Source organism: Mycobacterium asiaticum (assembly GCF_001668675.1).
GTDB classification, from domain to species: domain Bacteria; phylum Actinomycetota; class Actinomycetes; order Mycobacteriales; family Mycobacteriaceae; genus Mycobacterium; species Mycobacterium asiaticum_D.
The window spans coordinates 42,993-56,952 of record NZ_LZKQ01000324.1 but is presented as its reverse complement, the minus strand read 5'-3'; the positions used below and the strand labels follow the sequence as shown (position 1 = coordinate 56,952).

At 66.8% G+C, this 13,960-nt stretch carries 10 protein-coding genes; 6 read left to right on the top strand and 4 right to left on the bottom strand.

The genetic code is table 11. The features are described 5' to 3' along the window. Positions 1 to 1,123, top strand: a 1,123-nt coding sequence (locus A9X01_RS26725; RefSeq protein WP_155772307.1) for an AAA domain-containing protein, incomplete at its 5' end; no start/stop codon positions are given. Positions 1,124 to 1,131: 8 nt separating this feature from the next. Here A9X01_RS26725 and A9X01_RS26720 read toward each other — a convergent pair. Beyond that, positions 1,132 to 2,913, bottom strand: coding sequence for a DHA2 family efflux MFS transporter permease subunit (locus A9X01_RS26720; protein ID WP_253849409.1), 1,782 nt, complete (start codon positions 2,911 to 2,913; stop codon positions 1,132 to 1,134). A gap of 159 nt (positions 2,914 to 3,072) precedes the next feature. On the opposite strand from A9X01_RS26720, the gene A9X01_RS26715 reads away from it, so the two are divergent. The 4 genes from A9X01_RS26715 to A9X01_RS26700 all read left to right on the top strand — a co-directional run bounded on the left by A9X01_RS26715 (position 3,073) and on the right by A9X01_RS26700 (position 9,584). Continuing rightward, positions 3,073 to 3,828, top strand: a complete 756-nt coding sequence (locus A9X01_RS26715) for a hypothetical protein (RefSeq protein ID WP_065123587.1) — start codon at positions 3,073 to 3,075, stop codon at positions 3,826 to 3,828. A gap of 128 nt (positions 3,829 to 3,956) precedes the next feature. Further along, positions 3,957 to 7,688, top strand: coding sequence for a multifunctional oxoglutarate decarboxylase/oxoglutarate dehydrogenase thiamine pyrophosphate-binding subunit/dihydrolipoyllysine-residue succinyltransferase subunit (locus tag A9X01_RS26710; RefSeq protein WP_065123586.1), 3,732 nt, complete (start codon positions 3,957 to 3,959; stop codon positions 7,686 to 7,688). A gap of 153 nt (positions 7,689 to 7,841) precedes the next feature. Beyond that, the gene (locus tag A9X01_RS26705; protein ID WP_065123585.1) at positions 7,842 to 8,675 is read left to right on the top strand and encodes an SDR family NAD(P)-dependent oxidoreductase; all 834 of its coding nucleotides are present in this window, start codon (positions 7,842 to 7,844) and stop codon (positions 8,673 to 8,675) included. A 78-nt stretch (positions 8,676 to 8,753) separates the two neighbouring features. Next, positions 8,754 to 9,584 carry an SDR family NAD(P)-dependent oxidoreductase gene (locus A9X01_RS26700; protein ID WP_065123584.1) on the top strand — a complete coding sequence of 277 codons (831 nt, stop codon included), beginning with the start codon at positions 8,754 to 8,756 and terminating at the stop codon, positions 9,582 to 9,584. Positions 9,585 to 9,586: 2 nt separating this feature from the next. On the opposite strand, the gene A9X01_RS26695 is transcribed toward A9X01_RS26700, so the two are convergent. From A9X01_RS26695 to A9X01_RS26685, 3 genes are read right to left on the bottom strand one after another with little or no spacing between them, the layout of a single operon-like run. Further along, positions 9,587 to 10,435: a glycine betaine ABC transporter substrate-binding protein gene (locus A9X01_RS26695; protein ID WP_065123583.1), complete on the bottom strand. Its 849-nt coding sequence runs from the start codon at positions 10,433 to 10,435 to the stop codon at positions 9,587 to 9,589. Further along, positions 10,432 to 11,628: an NAD(P)-dependent malic enzyme gene (locus A9X01_RS26690; RefSeq protein ID WP_081282651.1), complete on the bottom strand. Its 1,197-nt coding sequence runs from the start codon at positions 11,626 to 11,628 to the stop codon at positions 10,432 to 10,434. Before A9X01_RS26690 ends, A9X01_RS26695 begins: the two co-directional genes overlap by 4 nt. 50 nt (positions 11,629 to 11,678) lie before the next feature. After that, positions 11,679 to 12,668, bottom strand: a complete 990-nt coding sequence (locus tag A9X01_RS26685; RefSeq protein WP_065037754.1) for a malate dehydrogenase — start codon at positions 12,666 to 12,668, stop codon at positions 11,679 to 11,681. 189 nt (positions 12,669 to 12,857) lie between these two features. On the opposite strand from A9X01_RS26685, the gene corA reads away from it, so the two are divergent. After that, complete coding sequence (corA, locus tag A9X01_RS26680; protein WP_065123594.1) at positions 12,858 to 13,958, top strand: magnesium/cobalt transporter CorA; 1,101 nt, start codon at positions 12,858 to 12,860, stop codon at positions 13,956 to 13,958. Positions 13,959 to 13,960: the final 2 nt, after the last annotated feature.

Sequence of the window (13,960 nt, the reverse complement as noted above, 5' to 3'; positions counted from 1 at the left end):
CCTGGCGGTGCACGGACCACCCGGCACCGGCAAGACGCACACCGCCGCCCGGGTGATCAACCGCCTGGTCACCGCCCATTCCTGGCGCGTCGGTGTGGTCGCACAGTCGCACGCGGTGGTCGAGAACGTTCTGGGCTGCGTGATCGAGGCCGGCCTGGACCCGGCGGTCGTCGCCAAAAAGGGCGGTGATCAGGCCACTGTGCGCTGGCAGCAGATCGACCACACCGCCTATCAGGCCTTCATCGCCGACCATGCTGGCTGCGTAATCGGTGGCACCGCTTGGGATTTCGCCAACGGTGCCCGGGTACCGCCGGGTAGCCTGGACCTGCTGGTGATCGACGAAGCGGGCCAGTTCTGTCTGGCCAACACCATCGCGGTGGCCCCCGCCGCGCGCAACCTGCTGTTGCTGGGTGACCCGCAGCAGTTACCTCAGGTGAGCCAAGGCACCCACCCCGAACCGGTCGACATCTCCGCATTGGCGTGGCTGGTCGACGGTCAACGCACACTGCCCGACGAACGCGGGTACTTCCTGGACCGCTCCTACCGGATGCATCCCGATGTGTGTGCCGCGGTGTCGGCGCTCTCGTATGAGGGCAGGTTGCATTCCCACGCCGCCCAGACCGCGGCCCGCCACCTGGCCGGGTATCAGGCTGGGGTGCAGGTGCTTTCCGTTCGTCACCAGGCGAATTCGATCGAGAGCCCCGAAGAGGCGGTCGCCATCGCGACCGAGATCGAGCGGATTCTCAACCGCCCGTGGACCGACGAGAAGGGCACCCGGCCGCTGAAAACTTCGGACATTATGGTGCTGGCGCCCTACAACGCGCAGGTGAAGCGGATCCGAGACCAACTGTCCTCGGCCAACCTGAACGGCGTCCGCGTCGGCACCGTGGACAAGTTTCAGGGCGGACAGGCGCCAGTGGTGTTCATTTCCATGACGGCTTCGTCAATCGAGGATGTACCGCGCGGAATCTCGTTCCTGCTCAACCGAAACCGGCTCAATGTCGCGATCAGCCGGGCACAGTATGCGGCGGTGATCGTGCGATCGGAGCTGCTGACCCAATACCTGCCCGCTACCCCGGCGGGTCTGGTCGACCTGGGCGCGTTCCTCGCGCTGACCGAGTAAAGGCGAAGTCAGCCCGACCAGTGCCAGCCGTCGGATTCGTCGGGATCCGGCTGCCCGTGGTAGCCCCCGATCCGGCGATACTGCGGCTCGTCATGCAAGGGCGAGCCGTTATGGGCCGGCCTGATCGGATCGGAGAGCGCGGTGCGCCGGGTCGGCACGGCGGCGGCGACGCGCGCGTAGCGGACCCGCGCCACCACCGGGTCGTCGTCCGCGGCTTCGGGCAGCGCAGAACCGGCGGCCGGGTCGCGTTCCAGGATGTATTCGACGTATTCGTCATCGTCGTAGCCGTCATCCGGGTCCGCACCGAGCGCATAACCGGCCAGGTTGTCCGCGGATCCCAGCGCGCCGACCAAGAACAGCGCGGCGACGACCCCGAACAGCGCGATGAACGCCGGCAACAGCATCGACTGCGCCATCGCGGCCGAGAACGGCTCGCGCAGGAACTCCGGCAGTTGCAGGCCCGCGTCCTCACTTGCCGAGGTGGCTGAGGTGGCCGCTCCGGGCGGCATCTCCGCGCTGATGCGCGCCGTCATGAAGGCGGCCATGCCGGCGCTGCCAAGCACCGCGCCCAGCTGCCGGGTGGCGTTGTACACCCCCGACCCCGCGCCGGCCTGCTCCGGTGGCAGGTTGCGGGTCGCGGTGGCGGCCAGCGGCGACCAGACGAAAGCCATGCCCACACCCAGCGTGATGAAGGGCAGGACCAGCCGCCAGACCGGCGTGCCGGGCTCCAATTCGAACGACAGCCAGGTCATCGAGACGGCCAGCGCCGAGAATCCGAAACCCAGCACCGGCACCGGGTGAGTCTTGTCGATGATCAAACCGACCAAGGGCGCGAGCAGACCACTGCTGATCGCCACCGGCGCCAACAGCAGCGCCGAACGGGTGGGCGACAGCCCGCACACCGACTGGGCGTAGAAGGTCAGCGGCAGCATCATCGCCGTCGACGCGAACGAGATGATGCCAACCCCGATGTTGCACAGGCTGAAATCCCGGTCGCGAAACATGTTGAGCGGGACCAGCGGCGCCCGGTGGTTGACCGCCTGCCAGTAGATGAACACCGACATGAAGCCGGCGCCGGCGACGAGCACCGCCCAGATCCACGGCGCCCAGTCGGCCGACTGACCTTCCTGCAGGCCGAACACGAGAAGGAACATGCCCGCCCCCGACAGGGCGACGCCGATCAGATCGAAACGCTGGGCGCGCACCGGCAGTTCCGGGACCAGCCAGATAGCCAAAGCCAACGCGATGACGCCCACCGGCACGTTGACGAAGAAGATCCACTGCCAGCCCAGGCTGTCCACCAGCAAACCACCGGCCAACGGCCCGACCAGGCTGGCGACACCAGCGGTGGCTCCCCACATGCTCATTGCCGACCCGCGGCGTTGCGCCGGGAAGATCCGGGTGATCGTCGACAAAGTCTGCGGGGTAAGGACTCCCGCGCCGATGCCCTGCACGACCCGGGCCGCGATCAGCATGCCTGCGCTGCCCGACAGCCCGCACCACACCGACGCGAGGGTGAAGACCACCAGCCCGATCAGGTACAGGTTCTTCGGACCGAACCGGTCACCCAGCCGCCCTGCGACCAGCAGCACCACGGCATACCCCAGCAAATAGGCGCTGGTCACCCAGACCACGGTGCTGTAATCGATCCGCAGCGCGGTCATGATCGTCGGATTGGCAACGGCGACGATGGTCGAGTCGAGCATGATCATGAAAAAGCCGAGCATCATCGCCCAGAGCGCGGCCCACGGCTTCCCGGCGAGGCCGTCACCGGCCGCCCGACTGCTCATGTACCGCACCGCACGCATTATTCCCGTTTGCTCATCGGCCGCGCTCCTTGGCCGTGAAGAAGCGCCGTCAAGGCCGGGTTGGGTGAAGGCCTTCGGGCTGGCACGAATTTTGCTGGACGCGCGTTAGCCTGAAGAGAAGCCATCCCCAAGAGAGGCACCATGAGCGCTCGACGAAACAAGTCGCTACCCGACTCGCAGGAGGCCGGCGGCAACGGCAAGCCCAAACGGTCGACCCGGGCGTTGGCGCAGGTCATCGAACGCAGTTCGCGCATTCAGGGCCCAGCCGCCGAGGCCTATGTGGCGCGGTTGCGCCGCGCGCACCCCGCGGCCAGCCCGGCCGAGATCGTCGGCAAGCTGGAGAAGCGTTTCCTGCACGTGGTGACCGCCAGCGGCGCCGCGGTCGGCGCCACCGCGACGTTGCCCGGTATCGGCACGGTGGCCGCATTGTCCGCGGCCGCCGGTGAGACCGCGGTGTTCCTGGAAGCCACCGCGCTGTTCGTGCTGGCGCTGGCTTCGGTGTACGGCGTCCCCCTCGATCATCGGGAGCGGCGCCGCGCGCTGATCCTGGCGGTGCTGGTCGGCGACAACAGCAAGACGGCGGTGGCCGAACTGATCGGCGGCGGGCGCACCACTGGCGGCTGGGTGTCGGAAAGCATGGCTTCGCTGCCGCTGCCCGCGGTCTCCAAGCTGAACACCCGGATGTTCAAGTACTTCGTCAAGCGCTTCGCCCTCAAGCGCGGTGCACTGATGTTCGGCAAGCTGATGCCGGCCGGCATCGGAGCGATCATCGGCGCGATCGGAAACCGCATGGTCGGCAAGCGGCTGCTGCGCAACGCCCAATCCGCGTTCGGCCCGGCGCCGGCACGCTGGCCGGTCACCCTCCACCTGCTGCCCAGCGTGCAGGACGCCAGCTAGTTGGTCTTGCTGGCGAACGGCGGTCGAAGCGCTAGCCTTTATGGGTCCGAACTGACGGTGTGAGGCGCGCCCCGGTTTCGGGATTGCAGGACTTGAGACGAACAGAAGAATTGAGGCGAACAGCGGCCGTGGCCAACATAAGTTCACCATTCGGGCAAAACGAGTGGCTGGTCGAGGAGATGTACCGCAAGTTCCGCGACGACCCCTCGTCGGTCGACCCGAGCTGGCACGAGTTCTTGGTCGACTACAACCCCGAACCGGGCGGCGACTCGGGGCAGATCGAATCCAAGCCCGCCCCCAAGGCAGAGCCGGCCCCGAAGCCCGCGGCGGCCGCCGTTGCTGAGAAGCCCGCGCCGCCGGACCCCGTCAAACCGGCCAAGTCGACCGCGGCCGGAAACGGAGCTCCCGAGCCGGCGGCAAAGCCTGCCAAGGCGCCCACTCCCCCGCCCGCCGAGGGCGACGAGGCGCAGGTGTTGCGCGGCGCGGCAGCGGCGGTCGTCAAGAACATGTCGGCCTCGCTGGATGTGCCGACGGCGACCAGTGTGCGAGCCATTCCGGCCAAGCTGCTGATCGACAACCGGATCGTCATCAACAACCAGCTCAAGCGGACTCGTGGCGGCAAGATCTCGTTCACCCACCTGCTTGGCTACGCGCTGGTGCAGGCGGTCAAGAAATTCCCGAACATGAACCGGCACTTCGCCGAGGTGGACGGAAAGCCGAACGCGGTCACCCCGGCGCACACCAATCTGGGCCTGGCGATCGACCTGCAGGGCAAGGACGGCAAGCGCTCGCTGGTGGTGGCCGGCATCAAGCGGTGTGAAGAGCTGCGGTTCGCCGAGTTCGTCTCCGCCTACGAAGACATCGTGCGCCGCGCCCGCGATGGCAAGCTGACCGCTGAAGACTTTGGCGGCGTGACGATTTCGCTGACCAACCCCGGGACCATCGGAACCGTGCACTCGGTGCCGCGGCTGATGGCCGGGCAGGGCGCAATCATCGGTGTCGGCGCCATGGAGTACCCGGCCGAGTTCCAGGGGGCCAGCGAGGAGCGGATCGCCGAACTCGGAATCGGCAAGCTGATCACGCTGACGTCGACCTACGACCACCGGATAATCCAGGGCGCGGAATCGGGTGACTTCCTGCGCACCATCCACGAGATGCTGCTCTCGGACGGGTTCTGGGACGAGATCTTCCGTGAGCTGAGCATCCCGTACCTGCCGGTTCGCTGGAGCACCGACAACCCGGACTCCATCGTCGACAAGAACGCCCGCGTGATGAACCTGATCGCGGCGTACCGCAACCGCGGCCACCTGATGGCCGACACCGACCCGCTGCGCCTGGACAAGACACGCTTCCGCAGCCACCCCGATCTCGAGGTGCTCACCCACGGGCTGACCCTGTGGGATCTGGACCGGGTGTTCAAGGTCAACGGCTTCGCCGGGGCCGAGTACAAAAAGCTGCGCGACGTGCTGGGACTGCTGCGCGACGCCTACTGCCGCCACATCGGTGTGGAGTACACCCACATCCTCGACCCCGAACAGCTGCGCTGGCTGGAGGAGCGGGTCGAGACCAAGCACGTCAAACCGACTGTGGCGCAACAGAAGTACATCCTGAGCCGGCTCAACGCCGCGGAAGCCTTCGAAACCTTTCTGCAGACCAAATACGTTGGGCAGAAGCGGTTCTCGCTGGAAGGCGCGGAGAGCGTCATCCCGATGATGGACGCCGCGATCGACCAGTGCGCCGAGCACGGCCTGGACGAAGTGGTGATCGGCATGCCGCACCGCGGCCGGCTCAACGTGCTGGCCAACATCGTCGGCAAGCCCTACTCACAGATCTTCAGTGAGTTCGAGGGCAACCTGAACCCGTCGCAGGCGCACGGCTCCGGCGACGTGAAGTACCACCTGGGCGCGACCGGCGTGTACCTACAGATGTTCGGCGACAACGACATTCAGGTGTCGCTGACCGCCAACCCGTCGCACCTGGAAGCCGTTGACCCAGTGCTGGAAGGCCTGGTGCGAGCCAAGCAGGACCTGCTCAACCACGGCTCCGACGACACCGACGAGGCGAAGGCCTTCTCGGTCGTGCCGCTGATGCTGCACGGCGACGCCGCGTTCGCCGGCCAGGGTGTGGTCGCCGAGACGCTGAACCTGGCCAACCTGCCCGGCTACCGCGTGGGCGGCACCATCCACATCATCGTCAACAACCAGATCGGCTTCACCACCGCTCCGGAGTACTCCCGGTCCAGCGAGTACTGCACCGACGTGGCCAAGATGATCGGCGCCCCGATCTTCCACGTCAACGGCGACGACCCCGAGGCGTGCGTGTGGGTGGCGAAGCTGGCCGTGGACTTCCGGCAGCGGTTCAAGAAGGACGTCGTCATCGACATGCTGTGCTACCGCCGGCGTGGGCACAACGAGGGCGACGACCCGTCGATGACGAACCCCTACATGTACGACGTCGTCGACAACAAGCGCGGGGTCCGCAAGAGCTACACCGAAGCCCTGATCGGCCGCGGTGACATCTCGCTCAAAGAAGCCGAGGACGCCCTGCGCGACTACCAGGGCCAGCTGGAACAGGTCTTCAACGAGGTCCGGGAGCTGGAGAAGCACGGCGTCGGGCCCAGCACATCGGTGGAAGCCGACCAGATGATCCCCGCGGGCCTGGACACCTCGGTGGACAAGGCGTTGCTGGCCCGGATCGGCGATGCCTTCCAGGCGCTCCCCGAAGGGTTCACCGCGCACTCGCGCGTCCAGCCGGTGCTGGACAAGCGCCGGGAGATGGCCTACGAGGGCAAGATCGACTGGGCGTTCGGCGAGCTGCTGGCACTCGGCTCGCTGGTCGCGGAGGGCAAGCTGGTCCGGTTCTCCGGGCAGGACACCCGCCGCGGCACCTTCTCGCAGCGGCACTCGGTGATCATCGACCGGAACACCGGCGCGGAGTTCACCCCACTGCAGCTGCTGGCGGTCAACAAGGACGGCAGCCCGACCGGCGGCAAGTTCCTGGTCTACGACTCGCCGTTATCGGAATACGCGGCCGTGGGCTTCGAATACGGCTACACGGTGGGCAATCCGGACGCCGTGGTGCTGTGGGAGGCGCAGTTTGGCGACTTCGTCAACGGCGCGCAGTCGATCATCGACGAGTTCATCAGCTCCGGAGAGGCAAAGTGGGGCCAGTTGTCCACCGTCGTGCTGCTGTTGCCGCACGGGCACGAGGGGCAAGGTCCCGACCACACCTCCGGCCGCATCGAGCGGTTTCTGCAGCTGTGGGCCGAGGGCTCAATGACAATCGCGATGCCCTCGACGCCGGCCAACTATTTCCACCTGTTGCGCCGGCATGCCATGGACGGCGTGATGCGGCCGCTGATCGTCTTCACCCCGAAGTCGATGCTGCGCAACAAGGCCGCGGTGAGCGACATCAAGGAGTTCACCGAGATGAAGTTCCGCTCGGTGATCGAGGAGCCCACCTACGACGAGGGCGACGGCGACCGCAGCAAGGTCACCCGGATCCTGTTGACCAGCGGCAAGATCTACTACGAGCTGGCGGCCCGCAAGGCCAAGGAAAAGCGGGACGACATTGCGATCGTGCGCCTGGAACAGCTCGCGCCGCTGCCGCGGCGCCGGCTGGACGAGACGCTGGACCGCTACGACAACGTCAAGCAGTACTTCTGGGTGCAGGAGGAACCGGCCAATCAGGGCGCGTGGCCGACGCTGGGACTCACCCTGCCCGAGGTGCTGCCCGACAAGCTGAGCGGGATCAAGCGGATCTCCCGGCGCGCGATGTCGGCGCCGTCGTCGGGTTCGTCGAAGGTGCACGCGGTCGAGCAGCAGGAGATCCTCGACACCGCTTTCGCTGACCCCGCTTAGCCTCCTAGGGTCCGCGAGCGCGCGTGTCTGCACAGCGACACGCCGCGTTGCGTGGCATTGAGCGCACCCTCGCGAGCTGAAGACGGCCGAGCCCGGCACCGCCGAGGCACCGACTAGCCTCGATCGCGAGACGCGAGACGAGGGAGAGTGCTCATGGAGGGTTTCGCCGGAAAGGTCGCGGTGGTCACCGGCGCCGGATCAGGCATCGGACGGGCGCTGGCCATCGAGCTGGGCCGCTCCGGCGCCAGCCTGGCCATCAGCGACGTCGACACCGAAGGGCTCAAGGAGACCGAGGAGAAGCTCAAGGCAATCGGTGCACCGGTCAAGGCGGACCGGCTCGACGTCACCGAGCGCGAATCCTTCGTCGCCTACGCCGACGCGGTGAACCAGCACTTCGGCAAGGTGAACCAGATCTACAACAACGCCGGCATCGCCCATAGCGGCGACATCGAGCTCTGCCACTTCAAGGACATCGATCGGGTGATGGACGTCGACTGGGGTGGCGTGCTGAACGGGACCAAGGCGTTTCTGCCGTATCTGATCGAGTCCGGCGACGGACACGTCACCAATATCTCGAGCGTCTTCGGCTTGTTCTCGGTGCCGGGACAGGCGGCGTACAACGCCGCCAAGTTCGCCGTACGCGGCTTCACCGAGGCCCTGCGGCAGGAAATGATCGCGGCCGGCCATCCGGTCGGTGTGACCACGGTGCACCCGGGCGGCATCAAAACGGCTATCGCACGCAATGCCACTGCCGTCGAGGGGCTTGATCCGGCGGAGATGGCCAAAGCGTTCGACAAAAAAATGGCCCACACCAGCCCCGAACGGGCGGCCCAAATAATCCTGGGCGCGGTGCGTAAGAACAAGGCCCGGGTGCTGGTCGGAGCCGACGCCAAGGTCTTGGACATCGCGGTTCGGTTGACGGGTTCGGGATACCAACGAGTGCTGGTGCCCGCGCTCGCCCGCTTGCTACCGCCATCCCAGCGCTGAGGCCCCGTAAACGAGACCAGCGGTACCGGTTACCCTCTCTATCGAGCTCTATCGGAGCCAACACGAGGGAGGGTGGTCATGGAGGGGTTCGCCGGCAAGGTAGCCGTCGTCACCGGGGCAGGTTCGGGCATCGGCCAGGCACTCGCGCTTGAGTTGGGCCGCTCCGGCGCCAGCCTGGCGATCTGCGACATCGACCTCGAAGGTCTGGCCGAAACCGAACGGCAGCTCAAGGCGATGGGCGCAGCGGTCAAGGCGGACCGGCTCGATGTGACCGAACGCGAGCGTTTTTTGGCCTACGCCGACGAGGTCGCCGAGCACTTCGGCAAGGTCAACCAGATCTACAACAACGCCGGCATCGGCCACACCGGTGATGTCGAAGTCGAACAGTTCAAAGACATCGAGCGGGTGATGGACGTCGACTTCTGGGGCGTCGTCAACGGCACCAAAGCATTCCTGCCACACCTGATCGCCTCGGGCGACGGGCACGTCATCAACATCTCCAGCATCTTCGGATTGTTCTCTGTCCCAGGCTATTCCGCGTACAACTCGGCCAAGTTCGCGGTGCGCGGTTACACCGAGGCGCTGCGCCAGGAGATGCGGCTGCGCGGCCACCCCGTCGGAGTGACCACGGTGCACCCCGGCGGTATCAAGACCGCGATCGCCCGCAACGCCACGGTGGCCGAAGGCCTGGACCGCGACGAGCTGGCCCAGCTGTTCGACAAGCGGCTGGCCAACACCAGCCCCAAGCGGGCCGCCAAGATCATCCTGCAGGCGGTGCGCAAGAACAACGCCAGAGTGCTGGTAGGCCCGGACGCCAAAGCGCTGGACCTGATGGTTCGGATCGCCGGGTCTGGTTATCAGCGGATCACCGAGCTGTTCATGAGCCAGCTGGTGCGCAAGAACCACTGACCTCAACGCCCCAGCGGGTGCTCCGCCAACCACCCGTCGGCAACCACCTGCGGGTCGGCGCCCTCGCCCACCTTGCGGCGCATGTTCGCCAGCGCGGCGGTGTCGAGCACCCCGGCGACCTCGTTGATCGCCAGCAGCTGACGGGTGCGCAACGCGTTGCGGCGATACAACGGCACCACGTTCTCGGCCTGAATCAGCGCGGACTTGCTGCTGTCGGCCAGCGCGATCAGGTCTGACGGTATGCCCGGGTCAGCGGTGGTGGCCCAGGCCACCGCCACCTCACCGGCCCTCAGTGCCGCGAATAACGTTGCATCATCCGGGAACTCGCGCGGTGCCGGCATCCGGCAGGAACCCACCGCGGCGGGGGGCTGCCAGCCCCGGACGATGCCCACGGTCAATCCGCCGCAATGCCCGGGCAACAGGGTCAGATCGCTGCCGCCCCAAGCCCCCGAGGTCGCCGGCGTCACCACCACCGTCGGTTTGTCCTCGGCGGCGGTGGCATAGTCGCCGGCGGCCACGCCCTCGGGCAGCGCCGCGTTCATCGCCTGGTACACCTCTTTGTCGGACAACGCCGTCGCACCGGGCTGCAAGCTGCGCAGCGTCCGGCCGGTGTAACTCGGGACGACCATGAAAGCGCCCGCGTCCAATTTCACCATCGGGTTCTCGGCGGTGTCGGCCCGCGTCGGAAACCCGTACGAACGCAGCGCCGAAACATACACGGCCGCAAGCAGTCTCGCATCGGCATCCGGGGTGGATCCGACCACCAACTCGGCTTGCCGGTCCGCCGACGAGCAACCGGCCAACACCAGCACCGCGGCGAGCACCGCGGCGACCAGCCTGCCGATGCTCACTCCCAGTCGGAGGATTCCGCGGCCAGCGCCACCGCCCGGGCGACCGCGACGCCGACGCGCCGGTCCAGTGGGCTCGGGACGATCCGGTCGATCGCCAGATCATCACTGGCCACCGAGTAGATCGCCTCGGCGGCGGCCACCATCATCTTCTCGGTGATCCGGCGCGCCCCGACGTCCAGCGCCCCCCGGAAAATCCCCGGGAACGCCAGCACATTGTTGATCTGGTTGGGGAAGTCGCTGCGACCGGTGGCCACCACCGCCGCGTGCCTGGCCGCGACCTCGGGATGGATCTCCGGGTCCGGGTTGGACAGCGCGAACACGATGCCGCCGGGCGCCATGGTGGCGATCAACTCTTCGGGGACCACGCCGCCGGACACACCGAGAAACACCTCAGCACCGTCGAGCGCCTCGACCAGGCCGCCGGTGCGACCATCGGGGTTGGTGCGGCGCGCCAGATCCATCTTGACGCTGTTCATGTCGTCCCGGCCGGTGTGCACGATGCCGCGGGAGTCAAGCACCGTGATGTCCGAAACACCCATCGCCAGAAGCAGTTTGGCGCAGGCGACGCCGGCCGCGCCGGCGCCGGACACCACCACTCGCAGCGAGGACATGTCCCGGCCGATCACCTTGGTGGCGCCCATCAGCGCAGCCAGCGCGACCACGGCCGTACCGTGCTGGTCGTCGTGCATGACCGGGCAGTCCAGCGCCTCGATGACCCGCCGCTCGATCTCGAAGCAGCGCGGCGCGGAGATGTCCTCGAGGTTGACGGCGCCGAACGTCGGACGCAGCCGCACCAGGGTTTCGACGATCTCGTCGGGGTCCTTGGTGTCCAGCACGATCGGAATCGCGTTCAAGCCGCCGTATTCCTTGAACAGCGCGCACTTGCCCTCCATCACCGGCAGCGACGCCGCCGGCCCGATGTCCCCGAGGCCGAGTACGGCGCTGCCGTCGCTGACCACCGCGACCAACTGGTTCGCCCAGGTGTAGCGGGCGGCCAGGGTGCGGTCGGCGGCGATCGCGCGGCTGACCTGCGCGACGCCCGGTGTGTAGGCGATGGACAACGAGTGCTGGGTGTCCAGCGGTGCCGTCGGGCCTACCGACAGCTTGCCGCCTACGTGCGCCTCGAAGATCTCCTCGTCGGTGATCACGACCTGCGCATTCGACTCAGGGTCGCGCTCCGTTGCTTGAAGCATTTGTGACACGGCCCCCAGGGTACTGGCCGGTCCGAACTGCCCCTAATCCGCTAGATCAGGCCCAGTTCGGTGACGGCGTTGCGTTCGTCGACCAATTCGGCGGTGGTGGCATCGATGCGGCCGCGGGAGAACTCGTCGATCTCGAGTCCCTGCACGATCGACCACTTGCCGTCCTTGGTGGTCACCGGGAACGAGGAGACGATGCCCTCGGGCACGCCGTACGAGCCATCGGAGAAGACGGCCATCGACACCCAGTCGCCGTCCGGGCTGCCCAGCAACCAGGAGCGGGCGGCGTCCACGGTGGCCGACGCGGCCGAGGCCGCCGAGGAGGCCCCGCGCGCGTCGATGATGGCGGCGCCGCGCTTGGCGACCGTCGGGATGAAGTCGTTCTCGATCCAGTCCTGGTCGTTGACCACCTCGGCGGCGTTCTTGCCACCGATCTCGGCGTGGAAGATGTCGGGGTACTGGGTGGCCGAGTGGTTGCCCCAGATGGTCACCTTCTTGATGTCGGTGACGGCCGCGCCGGTCTTCTTGGCCAGCTGCGAGATGGCCCGGTTGTGGTCGAGGCGGGTCAGCGCCGAGAACCGCTCCTTGGGGATGTCGGGGGCGTTACTCAGGGCAATCAGCGCGTTGGTGTTCGCGGGGTTGCCGGTGACACCGATCCGGACGTCGTCCGCGGCTACCTCGTTGAGCGCCTTGCCCTGGGCGGTGAAGATGGCTCCGTTGGCTTCCAGCAGGTCAGCGCGCTCCATGCCCTTACTGCGCGGACGGGCGCCGACCAGCAGAGCCAGGTTCACGCCGTCGAAGATCTTGTTGGCGTCCGCGCCGATCTCGACGTTCGACAGCAACGGGAACGCGCAGTCGTCGAGTTCCATCACGACGCCCTCGAGCGCCTTGAGGGCGGGCTCGATTTCGAGCAGACGCAGTTCGATCGGACGGTCCGGGCCCAGCAGTGAGCCGCTGGCCAGGCGGAACAACAGGCTGTAGCCGATCTGGCCGGCCGCACCGGTGACGGCGACCTTGAGAGGACTTGCGCTCACGTCGGTTCTGCTCCTTAAAGATCTTTTGGGTTTCGGGACGAAACTAGCGCACCGCCGACGTTGCGAAATCTTCGGTCCGTTCCCCAGCTGCGAATTACCTGCTGACCGCCGCATTGAGCCCCTCGATGTGCTGGCAGGGCGCGTACCATTGCCACGGCCTGCAGACTTGCGCTGCGATCGGAGGTGGATGTGTTCCCTGGCTTTGACGCACTACCTGAAGCACTCAGACCGGTCGCCCGGCCCCGCCAACAGCACGTGCACCCCGTTGCCAACCCGCCGGCCCAGACGCTGGTCGATTGCGGTGTCTACGTCGACGGCCGGCGGCTGCCCGGGACATACACCCCCGCCGAGGGGCTGGCCGAAGTCCGCGCCAGGGCTCCCGAGGCACCCGAGGCGTTTGTCTGGGTCGGGCTGCACGAGCCCGACGAGGCGCAGATGCAGCAGGTCGCCGACGTCTACGGCCTGCACCCGCTGGCGGTCGAGGACGCCGTGCACGCCCACCAGCGGCCGAAGCTGGAGCGTTACGACGACTCGCTGTTCCTGGTGCTCAAGACGGTCAAATACGTGCCGCACGATTCGGTGACGCTGGCGCGCGAGATCGTCGAGACCGGCGAGATCATGATCTTCGTCGGCCACGACTTCGTCGTCACCGTGCGCCACGGCGAACACGGCGGGCTGCACGAGGTGCGCAAGCGCATGGACTGCAACCCCGACCACCTGCGGCTGGGCCCGTATGCGGTGATGCACGCGATCGCCGACTACGTGGTGGACCACTACCTGGATGTCACCGCGTTGATGGAGGACGACGTCGACACCATCGAGGTGGTCGCTTTCGCCCCCGGCAAGTACATCGACGTCGAACCGATCTACCTGCTCAAGCGCGAAGTCGTCGAACTGCGCCGCTGCGTGGCTCCGCTGTCGGGTGCGTTCCAGCGCATGCAGATCGAGAACAAGGACCTGATCTCCAAGGAAGTGCGCCGGTATCTGCGCGACGTCGCCGACCACCAGACGCAGGCCGCCGAGCAGATCGCCAGCTACGACGACATGCTGAACTCGCTGGTTCAGGCCGCGCTCGCCCGGGTCGGCATGCAGCAGAACATGGACATGCGCAAGATCTCGGCCTGGGCCGGCATAATCGCGGTGCCCACCATGGTCGCCGGGATCTACGGGATGAATTTTCACTTCATGCCGGAATTGGATTCGCGCTGGGGCTACCCCTCGGTGATCACCGTGATGGTGGTGATCTGCGTGGCGCTGTACTTCAGCTTCCGCAAACGCGGTTGGCTTTAGCG